This window comes from Thermus sp. 2.9 (genome assembly GCF_000794385.1).
In the GTDB taxonomy this organism is placed as follows: Bacteria; Deinococcota; Deinococci; order Deinococcales; family Thermaceae; genus Thermus; species Thermus thalpophilus.
Genome location: NZ_JTJB01000043.1, coordinates 1 through 22,787, shown reverse-complemented (window position 1 = coordinate 22,787; position 22,787 = coordinate 1). Strand labels below are relative to the sequence as shown.

The 22,787-nt window shown below is 61.0% G+C and carries 17 protein-coding genes; 3 read left to right on the top strand and 14 right to left on the bottom strand.

What is annotated here, in order from left to right; translation table 11 throughout:
• Positions 1–3,507, bottom strand: coding sequence for a pyruvate:ferredoxin (flavodoxin) oxidoreductase (gene nifJ / locus QT17_RS11040; protein WP_039460000.1), 3,507 nt, complete (start codon positions 3,505–3,507; stop codon positions 1–3).
• A 76-nt stretch (positions 3,508–3,583) separates the two neighbouring features.
• On the opposite strand from nifJ, the gene QT17_RS14095 reads away from it, so the two are divergent.
• Together QT17_RS14095 and QT17_RS11035 are read left to right on the top strand one after the other, a co-directional pair.
• Complete coding sequence (locus QT17_RS14095) at positions 3,584–3,724, top strand: hypothetical protein (protein WP_200883401.1); 141 nt, start codon at positions 3,584–3,586, stop codon at positions 3,722–3,724.
• A 32-nt stretch (positions 3,725–3,756) separates the two neighbouring features.
• Positions 3,757–4,983 carry an aminopeptidase gene (locus QT17_RS11035; protein WP_039459998.1) on the top strand — a complete coding sequence of 409 codons (1,227 nt, stop codon included), beginning with the start codon at positions 3,757–3,759 and terminating at the stop codon, positions 4,981–4,983.
• 85 nt (positions 4,984–5,068) lie between these two features.
• On the opposite strand, the gene QT17_RS11030 is transcribed toward QT17_RS11035, so the two are convergent.
• Genes QT17_RS11030 through hslO form a run of 3 tightly spaced genes read right to left on the bottom strand, consistent with a single transcriptional unit; the run spans position 5,069 to position 7,770 of the window.
• Positions 5,069–6,307, bottom strand: coding sequence for an aminotransferase class I/II-fold pyridoxal phosphate-dependent enzyme (locus QT17_RS11030; RefSeq protein ID WP_039459996.1), 1,239 nt, complete (start codon positions 6,305–6,307; stop codon positions 5,069–5,071).
• A 9-nt stretch (positions 6,308–6,316) separates the two neighbouring features.
• On the bottom strand, positions 6,317–6,730 hold the full coding sequence (locus QT17_RS11025) for a universal stress protein (RefSeq protein ID WP_039459994.1): 414 nt from the start codon (positions 6,728–6,730) through the stop codon (positions 6,317–6,319).
• A gap of 17 nt (positions 6,731–6,747) precedes the next feature.
• Entirely contained in the window at positions 6,748–7,770 is a 1,023-nt protein-coding gene (gene hslO, locus QT17_RS11020; RefSeq protein WP_039459993.1) for an Hsp33 family molecular chaperone HslO, read from the bottom strand.
• Between the two features lie 37 nt (positions 7,771–7,807).
• Between hslO and cysS the strand changes: the two genes are divergently transcribed.
• Entirely contained in the window at positions 7,808–9,253 is a 1,446-nt protein-coding gene (cysS, locus tag QT17_RS11015) for a cysteine--tRNA ligase (RefSeq protein WP_039459991.1), read from the top strand.
• Between the two features lie 40 nt (positions 9,254–9,293).
• Here cysS and QT17_RS11010 read toward each other — a convergent pair whose 3' ends face one another.
• The 10 genes from QT17_RS11010 to QT17_RS10975 form a co-directional block, all read right to left on the bottom strand.
• The gene (locus QT17_RS11010; protein ID WP_039459989.1) at positions 9,294–11,024 is read right to left on the bottom strand and encodes an acyl-CoA dehydrogenase family protein; all 1,731 of its coding nucleotides are present in this window, start codon (positions 11,022–11,024) and stop codon (positions 9,294–9,296) included.
• A 12-nt stretch (positions 11,025–11,036) separates the two neighbouring features.
• Positions 11,037–12,230: a thiolase family protein gene (locus tag QT17_RS11005; RefSeq protein WP_039459987.1), complete on the bottom strand. Its 1,194-nt coding sequence runs from the start codon at positions 12,228–12,230 to the stop codon at positions 11,037–11,039.
• Between the two features lie 21 nt (positions 12,231–12,251).
• The gene (locus QT17_RS11000; protein WP_039459986.1) at positions 12,252–14,546 is read right to left on the bottom strand and encodes a 3-hydroxyacyl-CoA dehydrogenase/enoyl-CoA hydratase family protein; all 2,295 of its coding nucleotides are present in this window, start codon (positions 14,544–14,546) and stop codon (positions 12,252–12,254) included.
• An 84-nt stretch (positions 14,547–14,630) separates the two neighbouring features.
• Positions 14,631–14,984 (bottom strand): hypothetical protein, encoded by a 354-nt coding sequence (locus QT17_RS13425; protein WP_081995814.1) that lies wholly within the window; start codon positions 14,982–14,984, stop codon positions 14,631–14,633.
• 9 nt (positions 14,985–14,993) lie between these two features.
• Positions 14,994–16,694, bottom strand: a complete 1,701-nt coding sequence (locus QT17_RS10995) for an AarF/ABC1/UbiB kinase family protein (protein WP_039459984.1) — start codon at positions 16,692–16,694, stop codon at positions 14,994–14,996.
• A 9-nt stretch (positions 16,695–16,703) separates the two neighbouring features.
• Positions 16,704–17,810: a hypothetical protein gene (locus tag QT17_RS13705; RefSeq protein ID WP_152607395.1), complete on the bottom strand. Its 1,107-nt coding sequence runs from the start codon at positions 17,808–17,810 to the stop codon at positions 16,704–16,706.
• A 115-nt stretch (positions 17,811–17,925) separates the two neighbouring features.
• A complete protein-coding gene (locus QT17_RS13700) occupies positions 17,926–18,927 on the bottom strand; it encodes a hypothetical protein (protein ID WP_152607394.1) in 1,002 nt (333 codons plus the stop codon).
• Positions 18,928–19,178: 251 nt separating this feature from the next.
• Positions 19,179–20,885 (bottom strand): long-chain fatty acid--CoA ligase, encoded by a 1,707-nt coding sequence (locus tag QT17_RS10985; protein WP_039459981.1) that lies wholly within the window; start codon positions 20,883–20,885, stop codon positions 19,179–19,181.
• The gene (locus QT17_RS13095) at positions 20,882–21,700 is read right to left on the bottom strand and encodes a hypothetical protein (RefSeq protein WP_052155209.1); all 819 of its coding nucleotides are present in this window, start codon (positions 21,698–21,700) and stop codon (positions 20,882–20,884) included. Before QT17_RS13095 ends, QT17_RS10985 begins: the two co-directional genes overlap by 4 nt.
• Before the next feature lie 209 nt (positions 21,701–21,909).
• Entirely contained in the window at positions 21,910–22,755 is an 846-nt protein-coding gene (locus QT17_RS10975) for a transposase (protein ID WP_014628970.1), read from the bottom strand.
• Positions 22,756–22,787 lie beyond the last annotated feature (32 nt).

Sequence of the window (22,787 nt, the reverse complement as noted above, 5' to 3'; positions counted from 1 at the left end):
CTAGCTCGCCGGAATGGCCGTGTGGCCCGCAAGCCGTTCTAGCCTTTCCCACCGCGCCCGCACCGCCTCCTCCGCCGCCTCCAAGAAGGCCTCGGCCTCCTCGGGGTGGGTCTGGAGGAGGAGGCGGTAGCGGTTTTCCGCATAGAGGTAATCCCGGAGGGGCAAGGTGGGGGGCTTGGAGTCCAACTTTAAACCCTCCCCAGGGATATACCGGAAAAGCGGCCAGTACCCCGAGCGCTCCGCCAGCTTCTGGTGGTCCATGCCCTTGGCCATGTCAATCCCGTGGGCGATGCAGTGGCTGTAGGCGATGAGGAGGGCGGGACCCCTATGGGCCTCCGCCTCCAAGAAGGCCCGCAGGGTGTGGGCGTCGTTCGCCCCCATGGCGATCTGGGCCACGTACACGTGGCCGTAGCTCATGGCCATGAAGGCCAGGTCCTTCTTGGGGGTGGGCTTGCCCGCCATGGCGAACTTGGCCACCGCCCCCAGGCCCGTGGCCTTGGAGGCCTGCCCCCCGGTGTTGGAGTAGACCTCCGTGTCCAAGACTAAAACCTTCACGTTCGCCCCCGAGGCCAGGACGTGGTCCAGCCCCCCGTAGCCGATGTCATAGGCCCAGCCATCCCCGCCCACAATCCAGACCGAGTGGGGGATGAGGGCGTCCGCCACCGCCAGGAGGTCCCGGGCCTTAGGGTCATCCAGCCCGCTAAGCCGCTCCCGCAAGAGGACCACATCCCTTCGCCGCTCCGTCACGCCCTCCGGCCCCACCTCGGCAAGAAGCCGCGCCAAGAGATCTTCCCCGAGCACCTCACGGAACTCCGGCAGGAGCTTTTTGGCGTGCTCCGCCTTCTTGTCCAGGGCCAGGCGCATGCCCAGGCCGAACTCGGCGTTGTCCTCAAAGAGGGAGTTGGCCCAGGCGGGGCCCCGGCCTTCCTTGTTCTTGCTCCAGGGGGTGGTGGGGAGGTTGCCCCCGTAGATGGAGCTGCACCCCGTGGCGTTGGCCACGATGAGGCGGTCGCCAAAGAGCTGGGAAAGGAGTCTAAGGTAGGGGGTCTCCCCGCACCCGGCGCAGGCCCCGGGGAACTCAAACAGGGGCTCCAGGAGCTGCACGTCCTTGACCGCGTGGAGCTTGAGGCCGGCACGTGGGGTTTCCGGTAGGGACAGGAAGAAGTCCCAGTGCCGGTTCATGGCCTCGCGGACCTCGAGGCGGGGCGCCAGGTTCAAGGCCTTGCGGCTGGGGTTGCGCTTGTCCTTGGCCGGGCAGACCTCCACGCACAAGGAGCACCCCGTGCAGTCGTCCGGGCTTATGGCGAGGACGAACTCGCCAGCAAGCTCCTTCCACATGGCCTTGCGGTGGGGAAACCCCTCCGGAGCCCCCGAAAGCGCCTCCTCCGGCACCACCTTGGCCCGCACCACGGCGTGGGGGCAGACCAGGACGCACTTCCCGCACTGCACGCAGACCTCGGGGTCCCAGGTGGGCACGAACTCAGCGATGCCCCGCTTCTCGTAGCGGGCGGTGCCCGTGGGGTAGGTGCCGTCCACGGGAAAGGCGGAAACGGGCAAGACGTCCCCCAGACCCAAGGCGATGGGGCCCAGCACCTCCTTCACGAAAGGAGGCGGGTCCCCCACCATGGGCGGCACCAGACCCTTTTCTGAGGTGGGGCGCCCAGGAATGGGGAGGGGCTCCACCGCCTGGAAGCCCAGCTCCACCGCCTGGAAGTTCTTCTCCAGAACGCTTCTCCCCCGCTTGCCGTAGGTCTTTTCAATGGCCTTCTTGATACGGGCCTTGGCCTCCTCCTCAGACAAGACCCCCGAGAGCTTGAAGAAGGCCGCCTGCATCAGGACGTTGATGCGGCCCGGAAGCCCCACCCTGCGGGCGAGCTCGTAGGCGTTCACCACGTAAACCTTCAGGTTCTTGCGCAGGATCTCCTCCTGCACGGGCCTGGGCAAACGGTCCCAGACCTCCTCTTTGGGGTAGGGGCTGTTGAGGAGCACCGTGGCACCTTCCTCCGCCACCTCCAGCATGGGGAAGCGCTCCAGAAAACCCCACTGGTGGATGCCCACGAAGTTGGCCCTGCGGATAAGGTAGGGCTTGTTCAAGGGGTTGGGGCCGAAGCGAAGGTGGCTGATGGTGCGGGAGCCGGACTTCTTGGAGTCGTATACGAAGTACCCCTGGGCGTAAAGGGGCGTTTCCTCCCCGATGATCTTGATGGTGTTCTTGTTGGCGGAAACCGTCCCGTCCGCCCCCAAGGCGAAGAAGACCGCCCGCACCGAGGCAGGGTCTTCAAAGTCCACTTCGGGGTACGGGAGGCTCGTGTGCGACACGTCGTCTTGGATACCGATGGTGAAGCCGTGGCGGGGCTTCTCCCCCTTTAGCCCCTCGTAGACCCCCAGGGCCATGGCGGGGGTGAACTCCTTGGAGGAAAGCCCGTAGCGCCCACCCACCAAGAGGGGAACCTCCCCGCCTTGCAGGGCGAAGGCCGCCGCCACCTCCTGGAAAAGGGGCTCCCCCACCGCCCCGGGCTCCTTGCCCCGGTCCAAGACCGCCACCCGGCGCACGCTTTTGGGGAAGGCGGCCAGGAAGTCCTCCAGATGGAAGGGGCGGTAAAGCCGGACCCGCACCATGCCCACCTTCTCGCCCCGCTTGAGGAGGTATTCCACCGCCTCCTCCACCGCCAAGGAGGCGGAGCCCATAACCACCACCACCCGCTCCGCCTCAGGGTGGCCGAAGTACTCGTAGGGGGCATAGCGCCGCCCCGTCACCCCGGCAAAGCGGTTCATGGCCTCCTTGACCGCCTGGGGAAACCGCCGGTAGTAGGGGTTGATGGCCTCGCGGTTTTGGAAGTAGTGGTCCGGGTTCTGCGCCGTGCCCCGGATCACCGGGGCCTCAGGGGTGAGGGCCCGCTTGCGGAAAGCCTCCAAGGCGGGAAAGGGGAAGAGCTCCTTTAGCTCCTTGTCGGAAAGGGGCTGGATCTTCTGCACCTCGTGGGAGGTGCGGAAGCCATCCATGGCGTGGAGGACGGGAAGGCTCGCCTGTAAGGCCACCACGTGGGCGATGGCCGCCAGGTCCTGCGCCGACTGCACCGAGTCGGAAACCAAAATCCCCCATCCCGTGGGGCGCACAGCGTAAAGGTCCTGGTGGTCGCCAAAAATGGAAAGGGCGTGGGTGGCGAGGGCGCGGGCGGCCACGTGGATCACCCCAGGCAAGGCCTGCCCGGCGATCTTGTACATGTCGGGGATCATGAGGAGCAAGCCTTGGCTTGCGGTGAAGGTGGTGGCCAAGGCCCCCTCCTGCAAGGCCCCGTGCAAGGCCCCCGCCGCCCCCCCTTCCGACTGCATCTCCACCACCTTGGGCACCAGGCCGAAGAGGTTGGGCTCGCCCCTGGCCGCCCACTCGTCGGAAAGCTCCGCCATGGGGCTCGAGGGGGTGATGGGGTAGATGGCGATGACCTCGGAGAGGCGGTAGGCGACCCGGGCCACCGCCTCGTTCCCGTCCACGGTAATGGAACGCATAGGCTTCACCTCGCCTCCACCTTAGCCCCCAAAAGGGGTGAGGAATGTCCCAGGGCCGCGAAGGTAAGATGGAAACATGGCCGCTTGGGTGCGCTACCTTGTAACCCTGGTCCTTCTCCTTCTGGCCCTGGTCCTGCCCGACCACCGCCCCTTCCTCCTCCTCCTGGCGGGCCTAGCCCTCCTCCTCAGCCGGCCCCGCGCCTGCCCCCGGGCTTGACGGGAAGCCCCAGGGGGAAAAGACTTGGGGGCGTGGACGCTTTTAAGGAACAGCTAGAGAAGCTCGCCGAGCTGGCCATCCGCGTGGGCCTAAACCTGGAAAGGGGCCAAGAGGTCATCACCACCGCCCCCATTGAGGCTTTGGACTTCGTCCGCCTCCTGGCGGAAAAGGCCTACCGGGAAGGGGCAAGCCTCTTCACCGTGATCTATGGGGACAACGCCCTCTCCCGCAAGCGCCTCTCCTTGACCCCGGAAGAGGGCTTGGATAAGGCCCCCGCCTGGCTCTACGAGGGGATGGCCAAGGCCTTCCGGGAAGGGGCGGCCAGGCTTGCCGTCTCCGGCAACGACCCCAAGGCCCTAGAAGGCCTTCCCCCCGAGCGGATTGGTAAGGCGCAGCAGGCCAACGCCCGGGCCTACAAGCCCGCCTTGGAGGCCATCACCGAGTTCGTCACCAACTGGACCATCGTCCCCTTCGCCCACCCGGGCTGGGCCCAGGCGGTCTTCCCGGGGCTTCCCGAGAAGGAGGCGGTAGGGCGGCTTTGGCAGGCCATCTTCCAGGCCACCCGGGTGGACCAAGAAGACCCCATCGCCGCCTGGGAGGCCCACAACCGCTTCCTGCACGAGAAGGTGGCCTACCTGAACGCCCGCCGCTTCCACGCCCTCCACTTCCGGGGCCCCGGCACCGACCTGGTGGTGGGCCTCGCCGAGGGGCACCTTTGGCAAGGTGGGGCCACGCCCACGCAGAAGGGGCGGCTTTGCAACCCCAACCTGCCCACGGAGGAGGTCTTCACCGCCCCCCACCGGGGGCGGGTGGAAGGGGTGGTGCGGGCCTCGAGGCCCCTAGCCCTCGGGGGCACCTTGGTGGAGGGCATCTGGGCCCGGTTTGAGGGGGGCGTGGCCGTGGAGGTGGGGGCAGAAAAGGGAGAAGAGGTCCTAAGGAAGGTCCTCGCCACGGACGAGGGGGCGAGGCGCCTTGGGGAGGTGGCCCTGGTCTCCGCCGACAACCCCATCGCCAAGACGGGCCTGGTCTTCTTTGATACCCTCTTTGACGAGAACGCCGCAAGCCACATCGCCTTCGGCCAGGCCTACCAGGAAAACTTGGAGGGCCGCCCTTCCGGGGAGGGGTTCCGGAGGCGGGGCGGGAACGAGAGCCTGATCCACATTGACTGGATGATCGGCTCGGAGGAGGTGGACGTGGATGGCCTCCTCGAGGACGGCACCCGCACACCCCTCATGCGGCGGGGGGTCTGGGTGGTGTAGGTCCGAGGGGCTTTCCCACCCCGCCACAGCGGCGGGATATGTTCTTTTCTTCACGATAAAATCCGCTTGTGCTTTCCCTCTCCCCTCAGACCGCGGCCAAGGCCTCGCGGAAAAGCGCCTCCAGGTCCCCGGCGTCCTCCAGGCCCACGGAAACCCGGATGAGGCCTGGGGTAACCCCGGCCTCGAGGCGGGCCTCCTCCTTCAGGCGGCTATGGGTGGTGGTCCAGGGGTGGACGAGAAGGGTGCGGGCGTCCCCCACATTGGGCGCCTTGAGAAGGCGGATGGCGCTAAGGAAGCGGCTTGCCGCCTCGAGGCTTCCCAGGTCCAAGGTGAAGATCCCGCCCCCGGCGGCCAAGTACTTCCTGGCGTGGGGGTAGGCGGGGTCTTCGGGAAGCCAGGGGTAGCGGAGGGCCTTCACCTTGGGGTGGCCCCGCAAGGCTTCCGCAAGCCTGAGGGCGGTCTCGCTCATGCGCCTCACCCTGAGGGCCACGGTCTCCAGGCCTTGGAAGAGGAGGTAGGCGTTAAAGGGGGAAAGGGCCATGCCCGCCAGGGAGAGCCCCAGGGTGCGCACCCTTTCCGGGAAGCACCGGGGCCCCAGGGCCTCCCAGGGGACCTGCCCCTTGAGGTCGGGCTCCAGGAAGTGGGGAAAGCGCCCCCATAGCTCCGTTTCCCGGGAAAGCGCCGCCCCGCCCAAAACCGAGCCATGGCCCGAGGCCCACTTGGTGAGGCTTTGCACCACGGCGTGCGCCCCCCACCGGAGGGGCTTAGCGAGCGCCCCGGCAGCGCCAAAGGTGTTGTCCACCACCAGGGCCACGCCCCTCTCCTCCGCCAAGGTGGCCAGGGCCTCGAGGTCCGGCACCAAAAGGGCGGGGTTGGCCACGATCTCCACGAAGACCAAGCGGGTCCTTTCCGTGAGGGCCTCCCGCACCGCCTCCGGGGTGGGATCCACATAGCGCACCCGCACACCCCATGGGGCCAAGACCTGGTTAAAAAGCCCAATCGTCTGGCCGAAAAGCCCCTTGGCCGCCACCACCTCGTCCCCGGGGCGCAAAAGGGCGAGCAGAGCAGCGAAGGTGGCCGCCTGGCCCGTGGCCAGGGCCACGGCGTCCAGGGCCTCTTCCAGGGCCTTTAGCCGCTCCTCCAGGGCCCGGGTGGTGGGGTCCTTCTGCCGGGCGTAGACGTACCCTTCCCCCGTGGCGAAGCGCTCCTGCCCCTCTTCCAGCGTCTTGAAGCCATAGGCCGCCACGGCGTAGATGGGCAGGCCCACCGCCCCAAAGGGGTCCTCTGGTAAGCCGGCAAGCACCGCCAGGGTCTCGTACTCCACGGACTCCTCCTAGCGCACCAAGAGCACGGGACAAGGGGCCTCGGCCACCACCTTCTGGCTTTGGCTCCCCAAGAAGAGGCTTCCCAGGGCCCCAAGCCCCCGGGTGCCCATGACGATGAGGTCCGCCTTTTCCCCCAAGGCCGCCTGCAGGATGGCGGAGGCGGGCTCCCCTTCCAGAAGCAAGGCATCCGCTCGCGACACCCCAGTGAGGGCCACCGCCTCGGCCAAGACCTTTTCCGCCCGCTCCAGGCGGCGCTTGAGCGCCTCCTCAAAGAAGGGCTCCCCCAGGTAGTCGGGCACGGGCTCGTAGGCGTGGACCACGACAAGCCTTGCCCCGTGGGCCTCCGCCTCGGCTTTGGCCACCCTTGCCGCCCGCTTGGCGTGCTCCGAGCCGTCGTAGGCCAGGAGGATGGTCCTGAACATGCCTAAAGCTTACCCCACTAGGCCTGGGCCCGCCCCGCTGGGAGCTCCACCTCGCGCCCGCAGCGGCAGGTGTCCCCCTCTATGCGAAAGACCGTCCCGTCCGCCTTGGGGTAAAGCCATAGCGCTCCGCAGTCGGGGCAGCGCACCTCCGCCACCAGGGCGCGGATCTCCTCGGGGGAGAAGCGGTAGACCTCGCCGCACCAGTGGCAGACCACCTCCGCGCCCCCGTCTTGGACGATCATCTCCTCCCGCTCCTCGGGGGTGAAGAAGACCAAAGCCTCCAAGGCCTTTTCCCGGTTGCAGCGGCAGCGGAAGCGGGCGGGGATCTCGTTCGCCCCGTAGCCCAAGGCCCTGAGGTCGGTGCGGGCGAAGCCGAGGCCGGCCAAGAGGTCCTCCAAAGCCCCCTCCAAGCCCTTTTCCCTGAGCAGGGGGGTGATGCCGGGAATGCCCTTAAGGTTGGCCTCGAGGCGGCTCAGCACCTCCTCGGAGGCCCCGGGCATCACCTGCACCGCCACCCCTCCAGCCACCTCCACCTCCCCTTCCCCCTTGACCCGAACGCCCAGGAGGATGGCGGAAGGCACCTGCTCGGACTGCCAGAGGTAGTGGGCCAGGTCCTCGGCGATCTCCCCGGAAACCAGGGGCACGGTGCTGGTGTAAACCTCCCCACTGGGCAGGCTCCGGTCCACCCGCAAGACCCCAGCCCCGATAAGCTCGCCCACGTTGAGCTTGCCGTCTTCCCGCAAGGGCACCTCCGCCCTGGGGTTTTGCACATACCCCCGCACGTTCCCCAAGGCGTCCGCCTCCACCACCAGGCCCCCCAAGGGCCCCGTGCCCTCCATGCGCAAGGTGATGCGCTCCTTGGGGGTCTTGAGGAGGAGCTGGGCCAAAAGGAGAGCCCCGGTCATGGCCCGGCCCAAGGCGGCGGTGGCCGTGGGGGAAAGGCCGTGGCGGCGCCGGGCTTCCTCCACGATATCCCCCGTTTCCGCCGCCACCACCCTAAGGTTTCCCTCCCCCGCTAGGCCCCGAAGGATCCTTCCCATACCCCGCCATTATGCCACGAAGCCTATAATCCTCCCTATGGGCCTTGTCCTCTACGATACGCTCAGGCGAAAGAAGGTGCCCTTTGAACCGGCCACGCCCGGGCACGTGGGCATCTACGTGTGCGGCCCCACCGTCTACTCCGACCCCCACCTGGGCCACGCCCGGGGTCCGGTGGTCTACGACGTCCTCCGGCGCTACCTCCTCCATCAGGGCTACAAGGTGCGCTTCGTCTCCAACATCACCGACGTGGGCCACCTCACCGACGACGCCGACCAGGGGGAGGACAAGATCGCCAAGCGGGCCAAGCTGGAGCAACTAGAACCCATGGAGGTGGCGGAAAAGTACATGTGGAGCTACTTTGACGCCATCCAGGCCCTGAACGTCCTCCGCCCCTCCATCGCCCCGCGGGCGAGCGGCCACATCCCGGAGCAGATTGAGCTCACCGAGCGGCTTCTAAACCTGGGGTACGCCTACGAGCGGAACGGAAGCGTCTACTTCCGCGTGCGGGCCTTCCCCGAGTACGGCAAGCTTTCGGGCAAGCGCCTGGAGGAGCTACGGGCCGGGGCCCGGGTGGAGGTGCGGGAGGAAAAGGAAGACCCCCTGGACTTCGCCCTTTGGAAGCGGGCAGAGCCCGGGCACCTCATGCGCTGGAAAAGCCCCTGGGGGGAAGGCTACCCAGGGTGGCACATTGAGTGCACCGCCATGAGCCTCAAGTACCTGGGGGAAGGGTTTGACATCCACGCGGGGGGGATTGACCTGCAGTTCCCCCACCACGAGTGCGAGATCGCCCAGGCGGAGGCGGCGGGCTACCGCTTCGCCCGGCACTGGATGCACCACAACCACGTCCTCCTGGAGGGGGAGAAGATGGCCAAGAGCACGGGGAACCTGGTCCTCCTCCACGACCTCCTGCAGGCCCACGAGCCCATGGCCCTCCGCTTCTACCTCCTCCAGACCCACTACCGAAGCCCCATGGACTTCACCTGGGAGGGGCTGGAAAGCGCCAAGCGGGGCTACGCCCGCCTCCTCCAGGCCTACCGGGAGGTGCGCCAAAGGCGGAAGGGTGCTCAAAGCGGCACCACCCCCGAGCTGGAACGGGCCCTAGACGCCCTGGAAAAGGCCTTCTTCGCCGCTTTGGAGGACGACCTCTCCACCCCCGAGGCCCTGGCCGCCTTCTTCACCTTCCTGCCCGAGCTCAACCGCCTCCTACCCGAGGCCAAAGGGGATAGCCTGGCCCGGGCCGAGGCCCTCTTGCACACCTTGGGGGAGGGCATCCTGGGCCTCTTCCCCCCACGGGTCTTGGAGGACAAGCTTTCCGGGCCCCTTCTGGAAGGCCTCATCGCCCTCCTTCTGGAGCTCCGGGAAGAGGCCAGGAGGGCTAAGGACTTCGCCAAAAGCGACCGCATCCGCGAGCGGTTAAAGGACCTTGGGGTCATCGTGGAGGACACCAAGGAAGGCCCCAAATGGCGGCTGGAGCTAACCTAAAAAGCCCCCGGGGTACCCCGGGGGCCAAACGCTTGGGAGGCTAGCGGGGGATGGGGTAGCCCCCGGCCTCGAGGACCGCTCCCGCAATCTCCCTCCTCAGAGCAATCATATCCACGGCGGGCCGCTTTGTAAGCCGGCGCACCGCCGAGAGAATGAAGCTTTGCTCATCCCCCTGCGCCAACCGGGGTACCACCTGGCTGGCCCGCACCTGTGCCCGATCCGCTGCCTGGTAAAGGTACAGTCGGGCCATCTTTTCCGCTACCCCTCCAAGCCTACGGGCCCGCAACAAGGCGCTTTCCGCCGCATAAATATCAATGAGCAGGTCCGCAGCGGCAGCCAAGAGTTCCTCCTCCTCCTCAAGCCTCTGCTGAAAACGCATGGCCCCCAGACCTGAGAGCATGAGGGCTAGCTTTTTCAAGCTTTGGATCAGGGCTGCCTCCGGGTCCTCCGGTTCGTCAAAGCTGGGGGACATGAGCTCATCTTGAAGCTTGGTAGCCGCCTGCACCAAGGGCAACTCCCCCTTCATGGCCCGTCTAAGGAGCATGCCCGGGATCAAAAGGCGGTTGATCTCGTTGGTTCCCTCAAAGATACGGTTAATGCGAGCATCCCGGTAAGCCCGCTCTATGGGGTACTCCTGAGAATACCCGTAGCCACCGTGGATCTGTACCCCCTCATCCACAGCGTAGGCCAAAACCTCCGATCCGAGCACCTTGATGATACTGGCCTCTACAGCATACTCCTCAATGCCAGCCATCACCGCCTCAGGGCCTTTCTTATCGCCAATGGCCTCATCGATGAGGCCCATGGTGCGGTAAACGGCGCTCTCCCCGGCGAAGGCCCGTGTGGCCATCTCGGCCAATTTCTCTTGGATGAGGCCGAACTGGGCGATGGGCCGACCAAACTGCACCCGTTCCTTGGCGTACTTGGTGGAAATCTCCAGCGCTAGCTTTGCTCCACCAATGGATCCCGCCCCAAGCTTGTAACGGCCAACATTCAAAATGTTAAAGGCGATTTTGTGGCCTTTGCCAATCTCGCCCAACACATTTTCCACGGGCACCTTGACATCTTCTAGGATCACCTGCCTGGTGGAAGAGGACTTAATGCCCATCTTCTTCTCTTCGGGACCCACCTTCACCCCGAAGCTCCGCTCCACGATGAAAGCGGTGAACTTCTCCCCATCCACCTTGGCAAAAACGATGAAAACATCCGCGAAGCCGGCGTTAGAGATCCATTGCTTGACGCCGTTCAGTATGTAGTACTTCCCGTCCTCCGAAAGGGTGGCCCGGGTCTTACCGGAAAGCGCATCCGAACCCGCACCAGGCTCGGTAAGGCAGTATGCGCCCACCCACTCGCCCGCTACCATCTTGGGCAAATACTTTTGCTTCTGGGCCTCGCTGCCAAAGTAGATGATGGGAAGCATAGCCAAGGTGGTATGGGCCCCATGGGTAACGGCAAACCCCCCTAGCCCCGCAAGGTTTTCCGCAATCACCGTGGAAACGGTTTTGGGAAGGTCAAGCCCCCCATACTCCTCTGGCGTTTCAGCACCCAAGAGGCCCAACTCCCCCGCTTTACGGAGCAGGTCGCGGTTCAGCTCCAGCTCGCCGTGCTCCAGGCGCTCCAAGAGAGGGAGAACCTCCCGCTCCGCAAACGTCCGGGTCGTTTTGGCTATCTCGCGGATCGCGGAGTCAAAGTCCTCCGGCGTATAAATCCGCTCCGGTGCTTCCAAAAGCCACCCACCACCCTTTTGCCAAAGCTTCCTTTCCTGAACCATACGCTCCTCCTTCTAAGCCGGGTACACCTCAAAGACACCAGCAGCCCCCATGCCGCCGCCGATGCACATGGTGACAAGGCCGTAGCCCCCCCCACGACGGGAAAGCTCGCTGATGAGCTGGGCCGTGAGCTTGGCCCCCGTGGCCCCCAAGGGGTGGCCCAAGGCGATGGCCCCGCCATTCACGTTGGTCTTCTCCTCCGGCATGCCCAGGGTGCGCATCACCGCCAGAACCTGGGCGGCGAAAGCCTCGTTGAACTCTATGAGGTCAATCTGGTCCAGGGTGAGGCCCGCCCGCGCCAGGGCCTTGGGCACCGCCTTCACCGGACCGATGCCCATGACGTCGGGCTCCACCCCCGCCACGGCGAAGCTGACAAAACGGGCGAGGGGCTTTAGGCCCAAGGCCTCCGCCTTTTCCCGGCTCATGACGATCACCGCCGCTGCCCCGTCGGAGTAAGGGCTGGCGTTCCCCGCGGTCACCGTGCCCCCCTTCTTGAAGGCGGGGCGGAGTTTGGCCAGGGCCTCGAGGGTGGTATCCGGACGAACGGTTTCATCCACCTGCACAACCGCTTCCTCCACCACCTTTTTAGACCCCTGGAAGCTCACCTTGGGAACGCGGATCGGTACGATCTCGGTAAACTTTCCTTCCCGTTGCGCCTTGGTGGCCAACTGATGGCTCCGATAAGCCCACTTATCCTGATCGTCCCGGGATATTCCGAAGCGCTCCGCTACCCGCTCGGCGGTGTAACCCATACCTATGTAGGTGGAGTAAGCCTCCGGGCTCCAGGTATCCGGGGTCAGGTCAGGGTGCAAACGGGTAACAAACCCCGACATGGGAACCTGGCTCATCACCTCCACACCCCCCGCAAGCACCGCATCCGCCATTCCCGTCATGACAGCCTGAGCTGCCATGGCGATGGTTTGCAATCCCGAGGAGCAAAAACGGTTAACGGTTGCCCCCGACACTTCTATGGGGAAACCCGCCCTCAAAAGGGCCAACCGCGCGATGTTAAGCCCTTGCCCCGCCTCAGGGACCGCGCAACCCCAGAGGACATCCTCCAGCTCCCCTGGATCAAGGCCAATCCGCTCCACAGCACCGCGCATCACCTGCGCAGACAGATCCACCGGATGCAGATTCGCAAAAACGCCGTCCCGCTTTCCCCGCCCAACGGGGCTCCTAACCGCACTAACAATGACCGCCTCGCGCATTTTCTATCCCCCTAACGCCACCTAGTTCCGCAGCGGCTTACCCGTCTTCAGGGTGTAAGCGATGCGCTCCTGGGTCTTCCGGGTTCCCAAAAGCCGGACAAAAGCCTCGCGCTCCAATTCCAGCAGGAAGTCTTCCGTCACCTCACGCCGCGGCCCACCTCCACCAGAAAGAACCCACGCGATTTCCTGACCAATCTTGACCTCGTGGTCTGTAATTTCTCCCGCTTCCCGGAACTGCCAAACAGCGTACTTTAAGTTCCCTAGAGCTTCGTCCCCCAACACGGTAATCCTTGACGGAAGGGGAGGCCTGTAGTCCACGGCAAGCTCTAACACTTTACGCTTTGCATCCGCGATGAGGAAATCGCGATTCATCGTTATGCCATCCCGATCCCGAAGGAAGCCAAACTTCTTGGCCTCGAGGGCACTCGTTGCCACTTTAGCAGTGGCAATAAGTTCAAAAGCTCTGCGCACACCCTCAAATAAGTCCGCCTGAGCGAAGCCAGAAAGCTCCCTAGTGAAGCGCAAAAGCATTTCCTTTGTGCCGCCGCCCGCGGGCAACAAACCAACCCCCGCCTCCACCAGGCCCGTGTATAGCTCCGCGTGGGCCTGCACATGGTCCGCATGGAGCATGAACTCAGCTCCCCCGCCTAAGGTCAGGCCGAACGGGGCCACCACAACCGGGAATGGGGCATACCGAATGGCTTTGGTTGCTTGCTGGAAGAAGTAGGTGGCACGCTTAAGCTCAGCCCAATCTCCTTCCTGGGCCAGCGACAAAATCAAGGCGAGGTTAGCGCCAGCCGAAAACGCCCGGGGATCCTCGTTGCCGATGACCAAGCCCAAATACTCCCCTGCCTCCACTATGCGCAACGCCTTCTCTAACGTTCGGAGGACCCCCTCGCCGATGGCGTTCATCTTGCTGTGGAACTCCAGCAAGAGCACCCCATCGCCCAAATCCAGAACAGAAGCCTCCGAAGTAGAATGGAGGATCTTGCCTTCCCGCTTCAGGGGCTTCAGTTGTATGACATCGGGACGGCTCGGCAGAGGATGATAAACCCCGTCAAAGCCCAGGAATGTCCCGTTGCGGTAAAAGCGCTCTTTACCTGCGATCCAGTCTGGTTCCTGAAGCCCAAATTCCTGGAATACCTGGCGCACATAATCCAGGCCAAGGGCGTCCATGTTCTTAAAGGGTCCCTCTTCCCACCCGAAACCCCACTCCAAGGCCTGATCTACCCCTACCAGGTCATAGGCGATCTCGGGGGCCTTGGAAACCGTATAGTGGGCTGTAGAGGCGAAGAGTTCCTTCAAGAAGGCTCCGTATTTTCCAGGCAATTGCTGTGCGCCCCGCAGCCGCTCCTCTAAGGGCTTGTCCTTTAAAGCCCTTAATTCGGGCAACTCTAACTTCTGACGCGGGCGATATTCCAATGTCTTGTAATCCAAGGTGTATCGTTCCCCATTTTCCTTTTTGTAGAAGCCTGCCCCCGTCTTATCCCCTAAAAGCCCACGCTCCACAATCTGGTAAAACCACGCAGGAAGCGTAAAGTCTTCCCCAGTAGCCTCCGCGAGCTCTTCCGCCACCAGCTTCAAGACATCCAAACCCGTGAGATCCGCGGTGCGGAAAGTGGCAGAATTCGGGCGCCCTAAGAGAGAACCTGTGAGCGCATCCACTTCGTCAATGGTGAGGTCGTGCTTTTCCATAAGCCGCATCGCCTGCACCATGCCGTACACACCCAGCCGGTTGGCGATGAAGCCCGGGCTATCCTTGGCCAGGACCACCCCCTTACCCAAGATGCGCTCACCAAAATGGCGAATGGCGGCCACCACGCTGGCATCCGTTTCAGGCGTGGGAATGATCTCTAACAAATGGAGGTAACGCGGCGGGTTAAAGAAGTGCGTCCCCAAAAAGCGGCGCCGGAACTCATCTGTACGCCCCTCCAGCAAAATCCGCATGGGAATACTGCTCGTGTTGGAGCTAACAATGGCTTCCGGATGGAGCACAGACTCCAATCGGCCGTAAAGCGCCCGCTTCGGCTCCACTTTCTCTACAATGGCCTCTACCACCCAATCACAATCCCGCAGCATGTCCAGATTGTCTTCAATATTGCCTACCTCTATGTACGAGGCCAAGTCCTTGTCCATGAACGCGGGAAACTTTGACTTCAAAGCCCGCTCAATGCCCTGCTTCGCCGGGGCATTCCGATCATCCTGTCCCGGGATATCCAAAAGCACCACGGGAACACCTGCGCTAATCACCAAAGCCGCAATCCCACTACCCATGGTTCCGGCCCCTATGACCCCTACCTTTTTTATCCGACGCATCTTTGCCTCCCTAAACTTATACTCAGTCAAAGTTTACGCTCACAAGCCGTCAACGTCAAGACTTAACCCCTCCCTTGTCAAGGTTCACCCATCTGTCCGCTGCTTACAAAGCTCCAAGAACGCCCGCCTGAGCTCCCTAACCTCCTCACGAAGTGCGCCCAGCTCTTTTTCCACTTGCATTAAGCGGCTCTCCAACGATCCCTGGCGCATCTGTCGGCGCATATAGAATTCCGCTATAAGCCGCATGCTTGGATCCTCCATTAACCAGCGCATAAAGGCGTCTGTCAAGGTCTCCCGTCGTCCAGGAACACCGTGGTCCTTACCATATAGCAAATGCCGCTCTATCAACTCCGGAATTCTTGGATTTAACGGGCCACCACTTTGCCTGTAAAAAGCGCGTATCCGCTCTTCCATGCTCAACCCGTTTTTTTCCCTCATGCACCCCTCCTAAATACGCTGACGCACAACCCTGTAGACCAAGTACGCTGAAAGGAGCAACCCTCCCCAAAGCCCAACCTGCCCAGCGAACCGTACCATGGAAGGATTGCCCGGGACCCCCCCGCCAAACGCCAGCAGAATTGCACCTCCTAAAAACAGCCCACTGGCTAACATGCCCAGGGAAAGGCGGTTAACCAACCGTGAGATCAAGCGTTCTTGGTCTTGGGCAAGCCTTCCCTCCAGAACCAATCTCAGCTCATTCCAAGCCAGATTTTCTAGAATTTCTTTGACTCTACGTGGAAATGTGGCTAAAAATTCCAACCCCTCAGCCAACAAGCTCGCATTTGTCCGGTAGTTAAAGCGGCGCTTAAGCCAGCTTTCTATGATACGTATATCTGCCGATTCCACCACATGGTGGAAGCTAATCTCCGGGCAGATCCAGCGCGCCGTGCCTTCCGCCGCAGACCATCCCTTCGCCCATAAGGCGAGTCCGGAAGGTATACGGCAGTGGTTCTGGAAGGCGATCTTTATAGATCGAATCAGAAAATCACCCCAATTTCGTAGGCTGCCCTGCTCAGAGTTTACATAGTGAATACCCAAGGCACGAAGCTGATCCCGCAGTTTTCCCCGATCCGTAAAAGCTGTGGGTTCGTACACCTCCATAATCGTTTCGGCTGCGTCTTTTGCCTGACCAGATCGCACGTGAAGCAATGTGCGAAAAATCGCTTCAATGTGTGTTGCATCCATGCGCCCCATCATACCCCAGTCAATGATGTAGCACTTGCGGTTATGGCGATGAATCATTAAGTTCCCCCCGTGAGGGTCTGCATGATACAGGCCCTCCAGGAAGGTTTTAATGTAGATGTGGGCTAAATCCAACATGATTTCCAAACGCTCCTCAAAGGTGAAAAAATCCACTGGAAAATCCTTCAAATTCCAACCATCTACAAACTCCATCACCAACACGCGCTGGGTCGCCAGATATACCTCGGGGACAGCTAACGTAGCAAACTCCTCGGCCATCCGTCGCCCTTCTTCGGTATTGCGCGCTTCCAAGCGCATATCTAGCTCTGAGAGTGCGCTGGAATAATAGTCCTCCAATATGCCGGGCAGATCTACCGAAGCAGCAACTGGAGGAGGCAAAAGGCGCTGGATCCGTGAAGCGAGCCGCTTTATGACACCAATATCGGTTTGGAATAGCAAGTCAACCAGAGGCCTTACCACTTTAACTGCGCAAGCCCGGCCATCCCGCAATTCCGCCCGATACACTTGAGCCACCGAAGCAGAGGCCAGGGGTTGTGGGTCAATCCAATTAAAGGTATCCAACCCGTCCGGAAGTTCCTCTTGAAGCACCAAAGCGATGTACGGAAACGGCATGGGAGGAACTTCATCTAGCAAGGTTTTCAATTCGTCGGTAAACGGATCGGGAAAGAGCTCTTGTCGTGTAACCAAAACCTGACCCAACTTTATGTAAGTGGGGCCGAGTTCTTGGAAAGCCTGTTTTACCCGGCGCCCCAGAGCACGCCACCCCTCCTCCGTCCTGGGCACTCCACCTGCGAGGATCTGGGACAACCCATATCTGGCTATCACGCTCATGACCGCACGCATCCGGGCCCGCGGCGTGATAGCTTTCGCCTTCAGGTCCAACTCCTTCTTCAGCCGCTTGCGCTCCTCTTCGGACAGATGGTACCGCCGCGCCGAATCTACCATTCCAACCCCCTACTTCAACACCGCCGCCAGCTGAAACTCCGTGCCCCTAGCACCCAGTACGAAACCTCCACGCTGGAGCAGACCAAAGCGCAGTTCCGCTCCAGGCCATTCCCATCCAACACGCAAACCCAACGCAAATCCCGAAGGACCTCCCAAGCCCACTTCCACCCCCATCGGAACTTGAGGGAAAACCCGGTAAGATGCACCCAAACCTATCCGCCAGCCTTCTTCAAGCGGCCCTCCCAATACCCCCCGAGCCCGTGCCATAAGAAACACTGGATCACCCTCTCCAAGAAAAAGCGGGTAGTAAGCGTAGGCATCCACCTCCGTGGGTAAGGACAGGGATTCGGATACCTGGTTGGTCTGCGAAACGCAGCTAACCTGGGCATTGCTTGTGGCATTACGAAGGCAATCCACAATATCCAACGCCGTTGCATCCGTGGCTTGCATCATCACCGCTGTGCGTTCGCCCGCATAGCTGAGCCTTCCCAAAAACCTGATACGAACCCCCGCACCCAACGTGGGCAAACGTGTTTGCAGACCAAGCCCCAGTTGATAACCGAACCCACCCCCCCCACGCACCGCCTCGAGGCCCACCATGCCATCGTATCCGTTGGCATCGTAATAGAGATTCCCCCCCAAGGTTGCCTGGGCCAAGAACCTTGTATACAGGAGCGATATTTCTGTACCCGCTACAACGAGCCCATCCAAGATAGGCAAGGCTGCTTGAAGCGTCAACCGGTCAAAAACCGTACCTATACCTTGGGTGCCATCCAACACGAGCGCATCTCCCGGCTGCGCGCCGTCTTGCGCCAAGGCTACCAAATCCTTACCGATGTTAAGTAAACCTCGAGCTTCAATACCGTAGGAAAGTCCTAGGCTAAAAGCTGCCGAACCTGTTAGCGGATCTATCCCAAAAGGCCAAGCTAACGCAAGCACCTGTCCCCGCCCTTGTAAAGTAGCCACCGAATTCACACCCTTGGGTACCCTGGCAGCAAGGAGAAGGATGTCCGTCGGTTGCGGATCCTTTAATAGCGCAGCCACATTGACTAAATCGGCCAGCGTCAGCGTGTTGTTATCAACATCCAGCTCCATACTCGGAAGGCCAATCCTCATGCCCCCCTCCATCGGCAGGACTTGCGGGCCTTCCGGATAAAAAGCGGGCTGCCCCAAAGCCACAACCCCAAGTGCTAGCCAACATCCAACCACCCAGCGAACACCTCGCATCGTTTTACCTCCCAATTCGCAACCTTGCTGTACCCTTGGCAAAAATACGCAATTGGTCTTCTGCTTTGAAGCGAAACACCCCCTGGCTTCCTTGGGGTCCCTGGAGGCGCAAACGCGCTGCCACGTGAACGTTCTCCTGTCCCAATAGACCTAAGAAACGCTTGGTCTCTTCCTGAGTTAACTCCACGGTGATTACCTTGCGGGAAACCCCCAACGAACGGCCGTCGGAATCCACCTGCGGAGCGGGTATTGACTCAGATGTCGTATAAACGAAATCCTGCGGCAAAGGTGCATCAAACCGAGGATTATCTCCTGATCCAGCCCACAAGGTCACCCCTAAAACCTCCGTGGGCAGACTGGACTCGAGCTCCAAGGTAAGGCCTAATTTCTCCGTGTAGCGCTTAAGCTCCTCCACAGTGCTCGTTGGCAGTGCACCCAAAGGCGAAGCAAGCGCCTTCGTGGCGACCTCCAAGGGACTCGAGGCCTTAGCGCCAAAGGGAGCTAAAACCCGAGCCCCTGTAACGCTTTGCTGTATGTTGCATCCTGTTATGCCGCATCCCCTTTGCCCTACATACGCAATGAGATCCCCAAGATCCGCCAATGGGGTAAGTTTAAGATCCACCCCCACTGCGCCTTCAAACACGGATGTTCCTAAGGCATTGAGCAAGGCGCTCGCCTCGGCCACCACCTCTACGGGCTTCCCCGTCTCAAAGCGGAACTCCGTGTTTCCATCAGCAACCCGGCTTAAAAAGCTTGTGCACGAATTACCCCCTCGCACACAAACCGCAATGTCCTTCGCCCGCACATACCCCTCGGGTAACGTCAGGGTGAGGGTTTGCAAAAGATAAGCCTCGGGAAGCTGCGCCTGTCTCAGGAGATTTTGCAAAGAGTAGTTCACACCGCCAATTTGGGGTAGAGAAACCTCTTTCCTTACTGGCCGGTTAAGCTCTAGCGCAGAAACAAAAAACGCTAGTTCAAAATCCGGGACCCCAATCTCTAAGGCCATATCCCCTTGACGGATCCCGCCCCTTTCCCCTTCCCTATCCATAACAAAGAGGCGAACATTGGGGCTTTCGCCAAAAAGGAGCCCATAAAGGTCCTCTACGCCCAGCTGCACCCTGGCCAAAGGAATGTCCCGATACTCTGGCGTAAGGGGAGTTTCCGGAGCCAGATTCCTCCTAGCCTCATCCGGACTTGGAAGGCCACACGCTCCCAAAACCCCCCCTAAGGTGAGCCAAACCCAAGCACGCCACCCCTTCATAACCCACCTCCCTTTCCCCCTTCTTCCCGCAACACCCGCCGGAGAACCTTTCCAACCAAACTCTTCGGCAATTCCTCACGAAATTCCCATTTTCTCGGAACCTTGTACACAGCCAGGTGCTTACGGCAATACTCTTCCAATTCCTGCTCTGTCACCTGCCCGCGTGCTTCTGGCCTCAAGACCACAAAAGCCTTAACAGTCTCTCCCCGATAAGGATCGGGAACACCCACTACCGCAACTTCTAAAACTCCAGGATGGCTGTAAAGAACCTCCTCTACTTCCCGCGGGTAAATGTTGTAGCCACCCGCAATGATCAAGTCTTTTTTCCGATCCACGATGTAAAAGTAGCCTTCTTCATCCATCCGGGCCATATCGCCGGTATAAAGCCATCCATCCCTCAAAACCTGCGCCGTCTCTTCAGGCCTCCGCCAGTACCCCCGCATAACATTGGGACCTCGGACCACTAGCTCTCCCACTTCTCCAGGAGGCAGCTCCTTGCCCGCTTCATCCACCACCTTCGCCTCTACGCCGGGAAGGGGCAAACCTATGGATCCCACCTTGCGCTTACCAAAAAGGGGGTTGGCGTGGGTCACGGGGCTCGCTTCAGTCAGGCCATATCCCTCTATGAGCTTGGCCCCGGTTACCTCCTCAAACCGCTTCGCCACCTCCACAGGGAGAGGAGCCGCCCCCGAAATGCAAAACTTGATAGAAGAAACATCTCTTTTTGCCAAGTTTGGCACTTGCAGGAAACCCACGTACATTGTGGGTACCCCAGGGAAAAGGGTCACCCGGTGATCCTCCACATGATCCACCAATTCCTTGGACTCAGGCCGAGGCACCAGGATGAGCTTCCCCCCCCCTTTGATCCCCAAGTTCAGGGCCACGGTCATCCCATAGACATGAAAAAAGGGCACCGCACACAAGCCCACCTCATTGCCCTCCTCCAAGCGGAACTTATCCTGCCTGAAACGACCCGCTTCCATCCACGACCAAACCTGGTAAACGTTGGCCACCAGGTTCCTGTGCGTAAGCATGGCTCCCTTAGGGGAACCGGTGGTGCCCCCGGTGTACTGCAGCAATGCCAAATCATCCGGATGTACTCCTACTGGTTGAGGTTCTCCTGCTTCTAAGAGAAGGGCAAAATCCTTTCTCTTGGGATGCTGTGGCAATTCCTGCCAAATCCCCTCCTGCTTAGCCTTTGCCACATACAAAACATTGAGGGGAGGGGGTAGGTAATCCTGAATCCCCGCGGTAAACACCTGCTCCACCGACGTTTCTCCTTCAATTTCTAGATAACGCGGGAAAGCGAGGTCCAAGATAATCAAAAAGCGAGCCTCAGTATCTTGAAGTATAGTCCGCATTTCCCGGGGTGTGTAGAGCGGGTTCATATTAACCACAACCCCTCCGGCGCTTAGCACCCCATAGTAGGCAATCACGTACTGAGGGGTATTCGGTAACATCAACGCTACTCGCTCTCCCTTTTTCAAGCCCAGGCGCTGTAAATTGGCCGCAAGTCTCTGAGAAAAGGATAAGAGCTCTGCGTACGTGATCTTCGTGCCGTAGAAGAAGAGGGCTTCCTTTGAGGGCCATTTCCGCGCAGACTCCTCCAGAAGAGCCTGAACAGGCACTTCGGGATACTCAAGCTCCAGCGGAACCCCCGGGTCATAGAACTTGAGCCAAGGTTTTTCCTCCGCCCGCGTCATTTCGCTGTCCCCCTCTTGCGGTTAAGCTCCTCCATCAGCTTGCGAGCCCGCTCGTGCTCATACTTGTCTTCAGCCGTTTTGGCTGGGGTCGCTAGCGCCGTGGTCAAGCCGCGCTCGGATTCCTGGAAATCTCCGATCAGCAAGTTCGCATAGCCCCCATCCACGTAACCCAAGACCACTCGTTTGGAATTGCTACGCTGGCTCTCAGCCTTATCTAAGAACACCCGCACTTGATCCCGCTTACACCCAAAGATTAAGCATATGTTGCGCGAAACCCCCTCCGCATGCCACAACGCCATACCAATATATGGATCTGGGAATTGCGGGGCCAACTCAATCGCCTTACTGAAAGCAGAGCGAATCTGGTTCACCAAGAGCGCTTGTGTGAATAGACCTGCATACTGAACGTACCTTCCCAAGGCTTGTCCCAAGGCGAAGTAAGCCTTTGCCTCGGCACTCACGTCAAAAGACGCCTTGCGTTTCTCTTGAGGAGAGAGCTTTATCGCCTCGCGGGCCGCATCTGCAGCGCGCCTAAACCAATCTTGACGTTCGGCATCCTGTGCCTGGTAACGGGCGTAGTTTGTGGCGCTATAGGAGGCTAGGATAAAACCCCAGGCGTCCTTTCGCGCAAGCGCCTTTTCGTAGACCTCCCGGTAACGTCCCGCATCGTGGAGCGCCTCGAGGTCCGCCAACTCCACCGGGAAATCGGGGGGAGAAGCCACCCGGAGATCGCCTTGTGCCGCTACTGTCAACGAGGACACCCACATGGCGCTAACCGCTATACCTGCCAGGGCCTTCCGCATGCCAATCAGCATCTGCTTTGCCTCCTTCCCAACACCCTTGCCACGTATTGGATACGTTGTGCACTAACCTAGGACGTACTCCCAACCACCGTCAATTGGGGGAAAGAAAAACTATCACACTACACATACTCGAAGTTCACATTGTGATACTCGCTCCCTTTATATCCTAGCCAACTTTCTGGGACAAACACCCTTTTAGCCTGATTCCTTCGTGTGCTACCTCATAGCTCCACCCCGGCCATCCTGAGAAGCACCCGGCTACGTATGAGGTTGTGAACAAGCAGGATGAGGTTCACCCGGGCCACCAGCCCCCAGTAGGACCGGGCCTCTATCCGATGAAGCCCCAAAGACCGCACCATCACGCTGAAGCGGGTCTCTATCCAGTTCCGTACCCTTCCCATCCACCCTCTCCACCCCGTCTCCACCACCCTTCCTCCCCTGACCCGATAGGGTGGTGTCTTGACTCCCTGGACCCAACGAAAGCCCCGGTCCCCGAGGACCGCGGGCAGACCGTCCAGCAGGTCCCTCCCCCAGGTCTCCCGGGCATTACCGGGGAGAATGGCCCAACGAAAGAAGAGACCCCGCTCGTTCATCACTGGCATGAGGACGTAGCCCGCGAAAGCCCCCAGAGGTCCTACCCCCATCGCGGCCTCGGGAAGAGAGAGGCCGTGGATGCGGTGGCCGTGGGCCAGGGGGATAGGCTTGAGGTCCACCACCTGCAGGAGGCCTTGTCCCCCAGAGAGCCTCATGGCCAGGTGAGCCAACAACCCCTGGGCCTTCTGAAGGACCCGGTAGAAGCGGGAGAGGTGGGGGAGGGAGGGGAAGTAGGCCTTGAGGGTGGTCTTGGCGGCCAAGTAGCCTTTGGCGAGGTCTTGGCCTTGCAAAAGGAGAAAGATGGCGAGGGTTAGGAGCTCGGCCAGGGTAGCCTTCTGGTGCTTTTGCTTTGGGGGGAGCTTGAAGTCCTGAGCTTGCAAGGCCTTGAGTTCGTCATCCACCCAAATGTAGGTAGCCACCAGAAGGGTTTCCGCGTCAAGATAGTAAAGGGGGTGCTCACGATCTTGCTGCATAGCACCCCCTCTTTTTTCACATCCCGAGGGTC